The following is a 14,722-nucleotide window of genomic DNA, read 5'->3' as shown; positions in this document are numbered from 1 at the left end:
AGTTTTAACCAGCTAGCAGATATTGCCACCTAAAGCGATAACTGATACGCACATATATTGACTGCACTGGCTAAATTGAGTGAATCAATAATTCCGCTACCGGAAATAGTAAACGCTTGTGCATTACACGCCGATAGCGCTTCAAGCGGCACACCACGCGCTTCGTTCCCAAACAGATAACATTGGAAATCAGCAAACTGTGCCGTATTAATGTTTGTGCCTTGCATATCGAGGTAGGCGAATTTATTAAAGCGCTGTGATAAATCATCTAGTTCTACATCCAATTCTATGGGTAGATGGAAAATTGCACCCATACTTGATCGCACTACTTTAGAATTGAATGGATCCACGCTATTCGGACTCAGTAATAAACGAAAGTTACCAAACCAGGCGAGGCTTCTTATGATAGTACCCAGATTGCCGGGATCTTGCACTTCATGCAGATAAACACAACGCTCGCCGTGCCTGGCAGTCGTATTTTTATCGAGTGATTGTGGCAAGGGGACACAGGCAATAATTCCCTGCGGCGTTTTGGTGTCACTAAGGCGGGCCATCTGCTTGTCGTTAATGACCGATACCGTAAAATCCGCCTCCAACTGACTTGTCCATTCTCGGCATTCTTCAGTTATATACAACGAAATGTTGTTCAGACCTGGGCGGGTTTGTGCCACCTTTTGTAATTCAAGAATTAAATGCTCGCCTTCAACCAGATAATAACCAAATTGTAAACGGTACTTCTTTTGATGCAGCTTCTTTACATCGTCTAGTTTCATATCAACTTGCCTTTATTATTTTGATTATGCTGCGCACGCTTAATTCTAAAATAGGTGTCGTTGGGTTGGCTATTAGCCTTGTCAGGCGTTTACTCAACGCTTTTTCGGCCAAGTGTACCGTTTCGCCCCGTCTAAGTCAGGCAAAAAGCCGTGGGAAATTTGCAAAACGAACCTGCACGCTTACAATAAGTGCCGTTTTGGTAACTCTAACAGCAGATTCACTTATGGCTCGATCGAAAACCAGTAAGAAATGGATGGACGAACACGTCAATGATCCCTATGTCAAAAAAGCGCAGGCAGACGGCTATCGTTCTCGTGCCAGCTATAAGCTGATAGAAATAAATGAAAAGGATAAATTATTTCGTCCCGGCAGTGTGGTGCTGGATCTGGGTTCTGCCCCAGGTGGATGGTCGCAGATTGTGGCACCGATAGTGGGTGAGGCAGGACGCGTTATTGCCTCCGATATTTTGGCGATGGACAGTATTATTGGCGTTTCCTTTATTCAAGGCGACTTTACAGAAGAAGCGGTATACGAACAAATTCTCAGCACTCTGGATAATGATAAAGCTGATGTGGTGGTGTCTGACATGGCGCCTAATTTGAGCGGAGTGAATACCACCGATCAATATTCTTCTATTTATCTTGTAGAGTTAGCGCTGGATATGGCGCGCAATGTACTAAAACCCGGTGGCGCTTTTTGTGCAAAAGTCTTTCAGGGTGTGGGGTACGAAGAGTACGTTAAAGACGTGCGTAAATCTTTTGATAAAGTCCTCGTGCGCAAGCCAGCGGCATCTCGCCCCCGTTCTCGGGAAGTATATGTGGTAGGCAAAGGCTTTAAAGGCTAAAACTAATTTGCACTGAGGCAAGAGAAATAGGTTTAGCGCTCAAGTAGAGGGAGCTTTTCGGGCACGCCATTCCATTCGTCAGCATCTGCTGGCGGCGCTTTCGGCTCGCTGATATTCGGCCATTCCTGAGACAATTGGGCGTTAATTTCTAAAAACGCGGCCTGTTCGGATGGAAGTTCAGTATCCTGAAAAATTGCTTCTGCCGGACATTCCGGCACACACAGCGCGCAGTCGATGCAGATGGCCGGATCAATTGCCAAAAAATTGGGACCTTCAAAAAAAGCATCTACCGGGCATACGGCTACACAATCGGTGTATTTGCATTTAATACAATTGTCGGTCACTACAAAGGTCATCGTGAAACTGTTTCGTCATTCAGTATGGCAAATAAGTGTAAAGAAGCCCGAATAAAACACAAGTCTCTTATGCTGTTGAATAGCCCAACGGTGATGAATTATTCGCTTATACCTCTACTCGGCTAAACTCCATTAATCACGTCGGCTCTTTAAACAGGGCTATCTATCACGTACTCGCTGTTTTAAAATACGGCGCCCCTGGCAGAGAGGCTGCCCGGCGTTTAAAGAGTATGTAAATTATGTTGCGTCTAACCGATATTAAACTCCCCCTGGATCATAATGAACAGGCACTTGAGCTGGCTATATTAAGCAAACTCAATATTAGCCCCGGTCAGCTGGTGTCATTTGATATGTTCAAGCGAGGTTATGACGCACGCAATAATAAAAATATTCAGCTCATTTACACCCTCGACGTTGAGGTAAAAAATCAGGCAGCACTGTTGCAGCAGTTTTCCCATGATCCACAGGTACGTGAAACCCCAGACATGACGTACAAGTTTGTGGCTCAGGCTCCCGCTGATCTTAGTCACAGACCGGTGGTTGTGGGGCTAGGACCCTGCGGATTGTTTGCCGCCCTCATTTTGGCTCAGATGGGTTTTAAGCCGATTGTGCTGGAACGTGGTAAAGCGGTACGTGAACGTACTAAAGACACCTTCGGTTTCTGGCGTAAGCAGCCGTTAAATCCTGAATCGAACGTGCAATTTGGCGAAGGCGGTGCAGGCACATTTTCTGACGGCAAACTATATAGTCAAGTGAAGGATCGCAAGCATTACGGCCGTAAAGTTTTACAGGAATTCGTTGCTGCAGGCGCGCCTGAAGAAATCATGTATGTCAGCAAACCGCATATCGGGACGTTTAAGCTTGTTAGTATGGTAGAAAAAATGCGTGAGCAGATTATCGCACTGGGCGGCGAAATTCGCTTTAGCACCCGCGTCGAAAAACTGGATCTAGAAGGCGAAGACCACCGGTATAAAATTAAAGGCCTTCATTTATCGGGTGGGGATTACTTAAGTTGCAAACAGGTTATTTTTGCCGTTGGTCACAGTGCCCGCGACACCTTTGCCACCCTTTACGAGCAAGGTGTTTATATTGAAGCCAAGCCCTTTTCTATAGGCTTTCGAATTGAACACGAACAAAGCATGATTGATGCCTGCCGATTCGGCGAAAACGCTGGGAACCCGATTTTAGGCGCAGCGGATTACAAGCTGGTGCATCACTGCACAAACGGACGCTCGGTGTATAGCTTTTGCATGTGCCCTGGCGGCACTGTCGTGGCTGCTGCCTCTGAGCCAGGGCGGGTGGTCACCAATGGCATGAGTCAGTATTCCCGTCACGAACGCAATGCTAACAGCGCCATTGTGGTTGGCATCACACCTGAACAGGATTTCCCGGGACATCCTTTGGCGGGAATTGAATTGCAGCGCCGTCTGGAAGCGCTGGCTTTTAGTGTAGGCGGCGAAAATTACCATGCCCCCGCACAGTTAATTGGAGATTTTTTAGCTGGGAAATCCAGCGCTGAACTTGGCGACGTTAAGCCTTCATACACCCCAGGCATCACGCTTACAGACTTAGCCAAAGTCGTACCTGATTATGTCACTGAGGCCATTCGCGAAGCCATTCCCGCCTTTGATCGTCAAATTAAGGGCTTTGCCAAAGCCGATGGTTTATTGACCGGGGTCGAAACCCGTACTTCATCCCCCATTTGTATTAAACGCGGCGTAGATTATCAAAGCGTCAATGTCGAAGGCTTGTATCCCGCCGGAGAAGGCGCAGGCTATGCGGGCGGCATTTGGTCAGCCGGCATTGATGGTATACGTGTGGCGGAAGCCGCAGCCTTGGCCATGGTGGGTAGTTGGGAACCGTAATTAGTAATTATAAAAGTGCAGCGGTGGGCGCTGATGTTCGCTCCTGATCTCGTCGACGCCAGAGTTACTGCACTCAAAGATATTTTGGATGCCGCTTTCTGCAGGGCGGAACGATAAAGAGCAGCTCAAGATCATACTTAAGCAGTCGCATCGATTGGCCTATGCCACTGCATCCATTATCCACGGTGATGTCGAAACTAATATTCTTTAGCGACTTATAACTACGGCACAAACATAGCCAAACCCTTATGCCACCGGTATCTTTGGTAGAGCAAACGCATATTGTGAACTTGTAAGACCTTCTCACCCCTTCTCTCCCGTACTTCCAGCACTACTAAGGGGAACCGCCTCAGCCACATCAAGGATATTAAAACAAAGTTTCTAAATTGTTAAAATAATGATTGCTTTATATGCCACCGGTGGCAAAATGACGCTGGAGTGTACTGACAGACGGCTGTCTTTCGCTACGGCAGGTAAGTTTATTTAATTGTTGTTCTGCTGATTTTAACTCGTAAATAGAATAGAGGAGTCAGATATGAAGTCAGGAATTATGTTTAACAAAAGTGTGATTGCCACCCATGTTTTTGCCGCAATGTATTTGGCTCTTAGTGCTCAAAACGTCTATGCGCAGGAAAGTACAGATGAAGCAGCAAGTGAAGATGATATAGAAGTCATTGATGTGAAAGGGTTTCGCGGTTCGTTGGTGAAGGCGTTAGACGCAAAACGTGATGCCGCAAACGTACGAGACTCAATTATGGCGGAAGATATCGGGAAATTTCCCGATTTGAACGTGGCAGAAGCCATTCAACGGGTCCCCGGTGTCGCCATATCCCGCGAAGGTGGAGAAGGTCGCAATATAACATTGCGTGGATTTAGCCCAGGCTTTACCCGAACCACATTAAACGGCATGGAAGTTCCCGCTGGCAGCGATGGCCTTGATTCAGGCGGTGTGACAGTTAACAGCAGCCGGGCCTTTGACTTCAACGTTTTTGCTTCTGAACTGTTTAATCGCATAGATATTCAAAAGACGCAAACAGCTTCTATTGAAGAAGGCGGTATCGCCGGTACCGTCGACATGTACTCCGCCCGCCCCTTTGATTCCCCGGGGTTTTTGTCAACAATATCAGCAAAAGCCGGATACAACGATTTAACTGAAAAAGTGGATCCCAGAATGGCTTTTTTGATCAGCAATACTTTTGCCGACGATACGCTGGGCGCATTGTTCTCAGTCGCAATATCTGATCGCACTGTACGTCAGGAAGGTTTCGGCAGTGTACGCTGGCAACCTACGAATCAGATTGGCGATGGCACCTGGGGTGATACTTCCCAGCTAACCACCATCAACGGCACGCCCAGCGACTACTGTGGTGCTGAAGAAGCTATTTCCTGCTTGTGGGTACCGCGGTTGCCCCGGGCCGACTTTTTCGGCAATGACCAGAAACGAATAGGTGTCACCACATCACTGCAATATAAACCTTCCGATGACATGCTGTTCACCCTGGATGTGTTGCACTCGGAACTGGAAAACGATCGTCGCAACTACAACTCTATGGAGTGGTTGGTAAACCGTGACGCCCCCGGTGATTTTCAGGGGCAAACGCCTTTATCTATGACGGTAGACGAGACCGGAAAAATACTAATAGCCGGTGAGTTCGATAACGTGACCTCCTGGTACGAAAGCCGCTATCAGGTTTCAGATTCCACTTTCGATCAGTATGTACTATCAGGCGATATTCAGCTTAGCGATACACTGTTGCTGGATGTCATGGCGGGATTTGCTAAGAACGACGCCGATCGGGAAGAAATTCGCTATTACTACCGCAGTGTTCCCCACTACTACGCCTATGACTACAGCAATGGTGATGGCGCAAACGTTAGTTACGGGGATTACGACATGACTGACCCTGACAACTACGTGGATGCGGTCAATGCTTCTAATCGCAATGATCGGGTGAAGAAAACCAATTATACAGCGAAAATCGATTTACAGTACCTGGGCGATCGTTATGACATTAAAACCGGTCTGGCATTCAACGATCGGGAAGTTGATTATCAGACAGGTGATGGCGTTTTTACCGCCTTTGATCCTTCTCAGTATTCCCGCCCGTTCCCCTACTCCGATTTTGGCTCCGGCCTGGATGTGACACTGGTTCCGTTCCTTGTCGCTGATTTTGACAAGCTGGAACAAGACGGCATTTTGACTCACAATTATACGCCCAATACCGCATCAAGCTGGGTGGTAGGTGAAAAAACCACTGCATTGTATCTGGAGTATAACGGTGATGTAGACATAGCTGACATGTTACTGCGCACAAATTTCGGCGTACGTTATGTCAATACAGAAGTCACCTCAGAAGCTCTGGTAGGTGACAGCCCGGTATCTGTTCAGCGGGATTACAACAACTTCCTGCCTTCAATGAACCTGGCGCTTGAAGTCACCGACGACGTGATCGCCCGTCTTTCATACGCCAGAAGCATGACCCGTCCCAACTTGGGCTCACTGAACATCGCCTCTCCGGTTTTTGGTTATACCACATTTACGGTGAGTAATTTGGGTAACCCTGGCTTAAACCCTTATGAATCGAATGATGTGGATATGGGCCTGGAATGGTATTTCGATGAAGAAGCCATGCTGGCTGTGAACATCTTTAATAAGGAAATTGTCACTTCACTGGATACAGAAATCGTTGAGAAACTGGTAGAGGAAGAATTTTGGCCAGTTATTTATGCCGACCCGCAATATCAGGCAACGGCTCCACTGGGCGACCCCGCGGTACAGTCTTATACTCACAATATTCCAGTGAACAACAATGACGGCTTTTCAGTAAAAGGCTACGAAGTCATGTATCAGCAACCTTTCACTTTCTTCGATAGATGGTTGTCGAACTTCGGTGTGGTAGCGAATTATACACATGTAAGCGCGGAAGACTCTACCGGACTTTCTCCAAACTCCTATAACTTCACGCTGTATTACGAAGAAGAGGATTACGGTGCACGTGTATCAGTTAACAAGCGGGATGATTATCTGCTAAGCGAGCCAGGTGGAAATGGACATGCTCAGGAGCGTAAATTTGGGCCGACCCATGTCGATTTCTCGTCATTCTATAATTTTAGCGAGCAGCTGACGTTTTCGTTTGAAATTATCAACCTGACCGATGAAATAGAACGCATTTATGGCACCGGCGACGGAGATATGGATCTCACAAGAGAATTCAGCCACACCGGCACACAATACTTTGTTGGGGCGCGGTACACGTTTTAACCCTTTAAAAAGTAAACTGGGGATGCAGCCGCATCCTCATTTTATATTCATAGAACGAGATTTGAGGATTGAATGTTGAAATATATGATGGCTCTTTTGATCATATTTGCAGTAATACATCCTGCTGCCATGGCTTACGAAACGCACCTGACCGTAGCAAAAGACGGCAGTGGCGACTACCGAACCATTAAACAAGCTATTTTGGCAACCAAAGCCTTTCCCTGGGAAGATATCACCATTTTTATAAAAAACGGCGTTTATCATGAAAAGGTGGATATTTATGCGTGGAACACTCGCGTTCATCTGGTAGGTGAGAACCGCAATAAAACCATTATCTCTTACGACGATCATTTTAAAAAACTTGATCTGGGACGCAACAGTACCTTTCATACTTACACCATGCGTGTGGCAGGAAACGATTTCAGCGCCTCCAATTTGACGATTGAAAATACCGCCGGCCCTGTCGGGCAAGCTGTTGCATTGCATGTTGAAGCAGACCGCGCCGCCTTCACCAATGTAACCATAAGAGGATATCAGGATACGCTGTATGTCGTTGGAGAAGGCCATCGTAGCTACTTTGAAAATTGTCGCATCGAAGGCTCTGTCGATTTTATTTTTGGTGAAGGCACTGCGTATTTTGAACAATGCGACGTTGTTTCTCTTATGGATAACACATATGTCACCGCAGCCTCTACGCCAAAAGAGCAACCATTTGGATTTGTCTTCAATCGGTCTAAATTTATTGCGCCCGATAAGGTTAAAGGTGTTTATCTGGGTCGTCCATGGAGGCAATTCGCCCGCACAGTAATAGTGAACAGCGAATTAGGCTCGCACGTTCATCCTGCTGGCTGGAACAACTGGGGTGACGCGACTAAGGAGAAAACCGCATTTTACGCAGAAATGAATAACAGCGGCCCCGGCGCAAAATTAGACAACCGGGTTAGCTGGAGCCACCAGCTGGCTGCCGAAGACGCAGAAAAATATAGCCTTTCGAATGTGCTGAGAGGTTGGCAGCCATCTGCCATTGCGTTGCCTACAGCGGATGCTTCTGCCGATAGCGGGTCTGGAAACCGTGTGCATTGATGAAGCGTGCGATGAATAAAATGTAGGCTAAGAATCTGAATTGTAGCCTTTGGGGAGATAACTTTCGCGGTCGAATAATGACGCCGTTGGCGGGTAAACCGTGGTGAGTGATGACGCCAAACGCTTACAAAATCGGGTCACGATGAGCAGTTGCGCTAGCTACTTTTCGAAGTGCTGTCTGCACAGGAACGGTGACGTATTTGTAACGGGACAAGTCGATGTAATAGTGACATTCCCGGCGAATTGAGAATGCCACTATCATTGCTTCTTTTTACACTTTCAGCCTTGCAATTCTATTTGGCTACTAGTGGTTGCGGAAGTTCTCAGAAACTGTTGGGCTTCAAAGTCTTCCCGTCAAAAAGAGTATCAGCACTACTAGTAAAACCAGTCCGCCGATACCGCCTATAAAGACGTTCTGTACCAAAGCGCCCGCAATTAGCAGCAGTATCACTAAACCTAATAGACCCATTCTCATATTTTTTCCTCGCAATTATTTAGTTCAATATGTCCACTATGATTTCAGCATTATGCTATCTACGAGCTGGATACACACGACGTACAGCGCCAGCACCCATATGCCCGCCTACTAGTCCAGCCACCATGCCTAACGCAGCGGCAATAAACGCTGACCACAGAATGGCTTGAGTATAAGTACCTACAGTTTCAGAGGCTTCGTTCAGCTCAGCCTTAGCTTTAGAAATTAGTTCCTTGGCTTCTTTTTCTGCACCGTCGACAATGGCTTCGACTTCACTTTCAGACAGGTTAGTATTAACAGCCAACACATCTTTAGCTCTGTCAGGTTCGCCCATTATCAGATACTGCCCTGCTGAAATCATGGTTTCTGAATCCAGCTCTTCTAATGTTTGACTGACTTCTTGCGAGGACACTTCACCGCCAGCCATATTGCTTACCGACTGGCTAACCGAACGCTGAACATCTTCTACCTGCTGACTCAACCAGTTCTGCGCTTGCTGGGCATCATCACTTTCGCTCCAGCTGTCGGCTTGCTCTTTAGCACCTTCAATAATCGAATTGATTTCATCATCACTAAGTTCGGTGCGTTGTGTTAGCTCGTTACGTGCCTTTTCAGTGTCTCCGGAAATAAGTGCACTTGAAATAGCGCCTGCGTCTTCTGCATTTAGCGAGTCAATTGCTGACTGTACTTCACCTTGGCTGGGGCCATTTTCTCCGCTACTTGTCTCACTAATTACGCTTGATGCTTGACGTTTTATGATTGCAGCAATGCTGGTTTTTACTGAATCGGGGATCAGACTCTGTTCACCAGAGCCGGTGCTGGCAACAGATGCGCTCGCCTTATTAACGGTGCCTAAAGCGTTTCCGATTGAGTTCATTGCACCACCGATACCAGAAGCCCCCAGTACAACCATTAACAACGTGCCGACTGACCACACGGTAAGGCCATGTAGCGCACCGATACGATCATCAAGTATCCCCGCTATTTTAGCTGCCAGTAATCCTCCCGCGAAGGTAGCAACAATAGTGCTTATCAGTATCCAAATGATAGATCCTATGCCAAGACCATCGCCCATTGCCGATAAATCTGTCGCATCCGCAATTCCCACTCCGATAGCCGAGCCAAGCAATAATAGTAGCCAACTTAGTGCGACCATTAAGGTAACACCGGCAAAGATGGCGCCCCAACTTACGCGATGCCCCTCGTTAAAAGTCGCCGCTGCTGTCGCGGTTGTTCCAAGTGTTTCTCTTTCCATAATGAAATCCTCGATTAAATAAAGTGTGTGTCACTAATAACTTAGCTATTGAAGTGTTCGATGATTAGCAACCTCTAAGCGCAATAATCAGGCCAGCTCTCACCGAACGTATAGATTATAGTTGATGACTTTTCACACGGGCGCTGTGGGACAAAATTTAGGAAGAGAGGCATTAAAAGCGCACACAAATTCAGCAAATGTTCCTGCAACACTTACTACGTGCTTCGTAACATTTACAGTGTGGAATGTTTCTTCTTGCGATAGTGATAAATATTTACGGGTTGATGAATAGCGCTTTTCCCTTAGCCGCTCCCCGCCGTTTGTTAAGATGCATTGATTGCTTAAGGCTTTCTCATTTACCGAAGCTATATCACATGATGAAAATTGTATGTTTTGCTATTTAAGCTATTCGTGGAATCAGCGATCGAAGGAGCCTTCCATCAGCTTATAAGACGGCAGGTTCAGGTTTACTCGTGATTGTAAGACTTGTATCGTTATAGGTGCGAAACAGACACGTTGTAAATGTTGAGGAATTCAGTTTGCCAGTAAGATCCACCCTACTCTTTATTCTATTTTCTTGTTACCTGCTGGTAAGCAACGTTGCGAATGCGATTGTACCGGTGGATCAATCCAACGTTGCCGAAGAAGGATTTAGCGGCAATGTTGGGATCAGTCTAAACGGGCAGTCTGGGAACAAAGAAGAAAGGGAATACAGTTTAAGCAGTATTATTCGCTATGGGCACCTAGCAAATTCGTTTATATTTATTACGGACTATAACTATTCAGAAACCAATGATCTTAAAGATGAAGATGATTTTTACAGCCATCTGCGCTGGATTAGAAATGACTTTTTCCGTCCGAACGTTGATTCCGAGCTCTTTATTCAGTACGAGTATGATGATATAGCCGATCTTTCCAGTCGCAAGCTCGCCGGTGGCGGTGTGCGCTGGCGTTACAACAGGCAGTCAGAATCGTCAGAAATCAACACTTTATTGGGGCTCGGCGCCTTCTATGAAGTGGAAGAATCGCTCAGTAATAACGCCGAGGTCAGTACAACCAGAGCCAATTTTTACGCGAAGTTCCTGTACGGACGTCGTACACAATTTCCTTTTGATGCCTACCTTACGCTTTACTATCAGCCAGCGGTTGACGATATCAAGAACTTTCGGGCGATAGTCATTTCCGGGATTGAGTTCAAAATCACCCAAACATTGTCGCTGAACGTCGAAGCCGAGGTTGATCATGATTCCTCCCCTTTCACTAACGTTGAAGAAACAGATATAGAGTACGGTGTCAGGATGACGTACAGTTTTTGACCTGATAAACCGCTTCAGTATTTTACCGGATGATTCAGTAAGATTGTTGCAAGGCGCTTCATTTGTGCCAAACTTTAAATAAAGCCAGCGATGCTTTCGCTGCCCGCCTCTGCCACATAATCACGCCGGAGCCCCTATGTTGAACAAGATAAGCAGTCCGCTTAACAATGTACTTGCGCCTGTCATCATGCTATTTACGTTATCTGCCTGCACCGACTCCAAGCCGCAGATCACGCCACCTGGGCAAGATGAAAGCACGGTTACTGACGCGCTGGAAATTGGGGCCGCTGTATTACAAAACAATGCACCATTAACTGGAATGGATGTCTATCTGGTAGGATTTCACCCGATGAAAGCCGATCCAGACCACCAGATGGAGGCGCATCACTTTTGCCGGCAGGTAAACGAAGATTTTGCGCAGTGTGCATTATTTGACGGCAATGCGGCTGATGCCAATCTTAATGGCGTGGAATACATCATATCTGAGCGACTCTTTAGTACTTTGCCTGTGGAGGAGCGTCAATATTGGCATCCGCATAATTATGAAATTCTTTCTGGTCAGCTAATTGCCCCAGGGATTCCTGATGTCGCCGAAGAAGAGTTGATGCGAAGAAAGATGAACAGCTATGGAAAGACCTGGCATCTTTGGGACACCCGGGATGAAACGGGTACCACACTTCCGCTCGGCAAGCCTATGCTGGCATGGTCATTCAACCGGGATGGTGAAGCGCAGCCGGAATTGTTGGAAAGCCGGGACGCGCGCATGAATCTGAACACTGGCGAGAAGCGCCGGGAGCGAGCCGAATTCGTTGACCGCGCCAAACCTCAGTACGGTGTAGACGAACTTTCAGGCAAGTTTCCACGACCTACGCAGGATATACCGGGCGTACAAGAGGCAGAGGCAGCAAAATCAAAAGGGGAGTAATGAAGCGTTAACTTCTTTTCAAATTTGAAACGGCAGCTCCATAGCGCTGTAAGCAATCAAATATCAGTTGCAGTATAACGTCCTACCTGTGCGGGTTACCAATCCCGCATCCTGTTGGCCTTCAGCCAGCCATTCCCTTTTCTTTGCTATTTCGAAATAACCAACCCCACGCATTGTTTGGCTGCGATTGTCTTTAGCAACCGCACTGAAGGGATCGGTTGTTTTAAGCCATTTAAACAACTTCCAACTACGGTCATCCAAACACAAAGATACAAATGATAACAATTACCATTTAATAATTAACTTTTGTATTTTATACTGCTCGCGCTATGCAAAACCACTCAACCTGCAGAGAACATCATGACCAATAAGAAGATTTTTGCGCTATCGCCCATCATGTTGGCGTTTGGCGTTCAAGCACAAGCATCACTACCAACGAATGAAGAAGCAACTAAGGAAACTGATGATATTGAAGTCATTCGTATCGTTGAAAGCCGTACCCAGCGAATAAGTTCGGGGGCGACCGGCTTGGGCTTGGATAGTTTTGATACGCCGCAGTCTATGTCGATAATCGAAGAAGGTCTGATATCTGACTATAACCTTAGTGATATCAACAGCCTTTTCAGGCAAGTCACCGGTATCAATGTTGACCAATCCGAAACCGACCGTACCTATTTCAATGCCCGCGGCTTTGATATTACCAGTATGCACGTCGATGGTTCCGGCATTCCCTTTGGCGATATTTTTGTGGGCGATCTGGACACCGCAATCTACGAAAAAGTAGAATTTTTGCGTGGCTCTAACGGCCTGATCACCGGATTAGGAAACCCTTCGGGAACGGTAAATTATGTCAGAAAACGCCCCCACAACGATGCCCAAGCCAGCGTAGCGGTGACAGCGGGCCGCTGGTCGAATTTACGAGCGGTAGCCGATGTATCAACGCCGCTGACAGATTCGGGTAGCTGGGCGGCGCGGGCGGTAATTGTTCATCAGGATAAAGAAAGCTGGTTAGATTACTACGAAAACAACAGAACGGTACTGTACGGTGTGGTAGATGGGCAGATAAGCGATTCTGTCACCCTGACGTTCGGCTACACCTATCAGGATAACAACAGCGACGGCGTCACCTGGGGAGCTGTACCGTTAATTTATTCAGATGGCACTCAGGTTGATTTTCCTGTTTCAACCACCTCGGCAATGGAATGGAGCTACTGGGATACGTTAAGTGAAAATGCTTTTGCTGAACTCAGCTGGTACATCACTGATAATTTCTATTTCACCAGTAAGCTTAATTATACGCAATACGAAGATGACTCTGAATTATTTTACACCTACTCCAACACTGGATTGGACCGTGAGACGGGATTGGGCCTGTTGGGCTATCCAGGCAAGTTCTACGCTGAAGATGATACGTTAATTTGGGATAATACACTTCAGGGCACGTTTGAAGCCTGGGGAATGGAGCATTCCTTTAATCTCGGTATCAGCCTTGCTGATGCTGACACACTGGATCTTGATTCTACCGCGTTAAGTGGTTTTGATATCATGCCCACATTTCCTGGTTGGGCAGCAAATGAAGTAGCGAGACCAGAGTGGGAAGCGCCGTATAAAGCTGGTTTTACTGATGTCTCGCTCAATCGCTTTTATGGCGCGGTGCAGTTAGCCGTTACTGAAACCTTCGATCTTATACTCGGCGCCAGTTTTGTTGATTACGAAAACGAGGGAGAATCCTGGGGGGTTTCGACGTCTACCACGGAAGATGGCAGTAGCCCTTATATCGGCTTTACCTGGGAGGTTATCGATAATCTCAATATTTACGGTAGCTACAGCGACATTTACCAACCGCAGTATTATTTGAATGAAGACCTTGAGCCGCTTGGATCTGCGGAAGGCCGCAGCTATGAAATGGGCCTGAAGAAGCAGTTTGAAAATAATTTTCTTATCAGTGTCGCGGTCTTTCGAACAGAACAGGAAAACCTCTACGAATTCATCGAATACGGCGATGGTGACGGCGTTGATGACGACGATTACTCGGACGACTTCGATTATTCGCTCTACAGAGGCGTAACCGTAGACTCCAATGGTGTTGAAATTGAAGTCTCAGGCAACCTCACTGAAGAATTATCGCTTCAGGGCGGCTTTACTGCCTTAACCATGGATGACGAAAATGGCGATGAAGCTCGCACATTTATTCCGCGCAGAACATTTAAACTGCTTATCGATTACGCGCCGCAATGGCAAGAAAAGCTAAACGCCGGTATTTCTGTCCGTTGGCAAAGTGAAATGTATTTCGACTCCGCTTACGGCCGTATTACTCAAGATAGCTACGCGCTTATCGGCGGCTATGTTCAGTACAGCTTTAATGAACAGCTATCTCTTAGTCTGAATCTGGACAACATTACAGACGAAGAATACCTAAGTTCCGTTCGAACCGAGCAGGCTTTCTACGGCTCACCCACTGACTATAGCCTGACACTTCGCTGGGCTTATTAATCTAAAGAACAGAAGATTCGTTAAAGGGCACTACAAGATTGTTAGTGCCCTTCGCGACTGACTTGGACATAAAT

The 14,722-nt window shown here is 46.8% G+C and carries 11 protein-coding genes; 7 read left to right on the top strand and 4 right to left on the bottom strand.

Annotated elements, in window-relative coordinates; all coding sequences use genetic code 11:
* Positions 1-29 precede the first annotated feature (29 nt).
* Positions 30-773, bottom strand: a complete 744-nt coding sequence (locus tag CA267_RS14770) for a TrmH family RNA methyltransferase (protein WP_075610125.1) — start codon at positions 771-773, stop codon at positions 30-32.
* A gap of 224 nt (positions 774-997) precedes the next feature.
* Here CA267_RS14770 and rlmE point away from each other — a divergent pair, with 224 nt between their 5' ends.
* Positions 998-1,618 (top strand): 23S rRNA (uridine(2552)-2'-O)-methyltransferase RlmE, encoded by a 621-nt coding sequence (gene rlmE / locus CA267_RS14765; RefSeq protein ID WP_075610124.1) that lies wholly within the window; start codon positions 998-1,000, stop codon positions 1,616-1,618.
* Positions 1,619-1,650: 32 nt separating this feature from the next.
* Here the strand turns inward: rlmE and fdxA are convergent, their stop codons facing one another.
* The gene (gene fdxA / locus CA267_RS14760; RefSeq protein WP_075610123.1) at positions 1,651-1,974 is read right to left on the bottom strand and encodes a ferredoxin FdxA; all 324 of its coding nucleotides are present in this window, start codon (positions 1,972-1,974) and stop codon (positions 1,651-1,653) included.
* 239 nt (positions 1,975-2,213) lie between these two features.
* Here fdxA and CA267_RS14755 point away from each other — a divergent pair, with 239 nt between their 5' ends.
* From CA267_RS14755 to CA267_RS14745, 3 genes are all read left to right on the top strand, one after another.
* A complete protein-coding gene (locus CA267_RS14755) occupies positions 2,214-3,839 on the top strand; it encodes an NAD(P)/FAD-dependent oxidoreductase (RefSeq protein ID WP_075610122.1) in 1,626 nt (541 codons plus the stop codon).
* Between the two features lie 535 nt (positions 3,840-4,374).
* Positions 4,375-7,101, top strand: a complete 2,727-nt coding sequence (locus CA267_RS14750) for a TonB-dependent receptor (RefSeq protein WP_075610121.1) — start codon at positions 4,375-4,377, stop codon at positions 7,099-7,101.
* A gap of 72 nt (positions 7,102-7,173) precedes the next feature.
* A complete protein-coding gene (locus CA267_RS14745; protein ID WP_075610120.1) occupies positions 7,174-8,184 on the top strand; it encodes a pectinesterase family protein in 1,011 nt (336 codons plus the stop codon).
* 340 nt (positions 8,185-8,524) lie between these two features.
* Here CA267_RS14745 and CA267_RS19160 read toward each other — a convergent pair whose 3' ends face one another.
* Both CA267_RS19160 and CA267_RS14740 read right to left on the bottom strand, forming a co-directional pair.
* Positions 8,525-8,659, bottom strand: a complete 135-nt coding sequence (locus CA267_RS19160; protein WP_269748472.1) for a hypothetical protein — start codon at positions 8,657-8,659, stop codon at positions 8,525-8,527.
* Between the two features lie 55 nt (positions 8,660-8,714).
* Positions 8,715-9,914: a hypothetical protein gene (locus CA267_RS14740; RefSeq protein WP_075610119.1), complete on the bottom strand. Its 1,200-nt coding sequence runs from the start codon at positions 9,912-9,914 to the stop codon at positions 8,715-8,717.
* 539 nt (positions 9,915-10,453) lie between these two features.
* Between CA267_RS14740 and CA267_RS14735 the strand changes: the two genes are divergently transcribed.
* The 3 genes from CA267_RS14735 (at position 10,454) to CA267_RS14725 (ending at position 14,648) form a co-directional block, all read left to right on the top strand.
* Positions 10,454-11,230, top strand: coding sequence for a DUF481 domain-containing protein (locus CA267_RS14735; RefSeq protein ID WP_075610118.1), 777 nt, complete (start codon positions 10,454-10,456; stop codon positions 11,228-11,230).
* Positions 11,231-11,366: 136 nt separating this feature from the next.
* The gene (locus tag CA267_RS14730; RefSeq protein ID WP_075610117.1) at positions 11,367-12,155 is read left to right on the top strand and encodes an OBAP family protein; all 789 of its coding nucleotides are present in this window, start codon (positions 11,367-11,369) and stop codon (positions 12,153-12,155) included.
* A gap of 360 nt (positions 12,156-12,515) precedes the next feature.
* Positions 12,516-14,648: a TonB-dependent siderophore receptor gene (locus CA267_RS14725; RefSeq protein WP_075610116.1), complete on the top strand. Its 2,133-nt coding sequence runs from the start codon at positions 12,516-12,518 to the stop codon at positions 14,646-14,648.
* Positions 14,649-14,722: the final 74 nt, after the last annotated feature.

The organism is Alteromonas pelagimontana, from assembly GCF_002499975.2.
GTDB lineage: Bacteria > Pseudomonadota > Gammaproteobacteria > Enterobacterales > Alteromonadaceae > Alteromonas > Alteromonas pelagimontana.
Note: the sequence above shows the minus strand (reverse complement) of the source record. Positions and strands in the feature narration are given on the sequence as shown.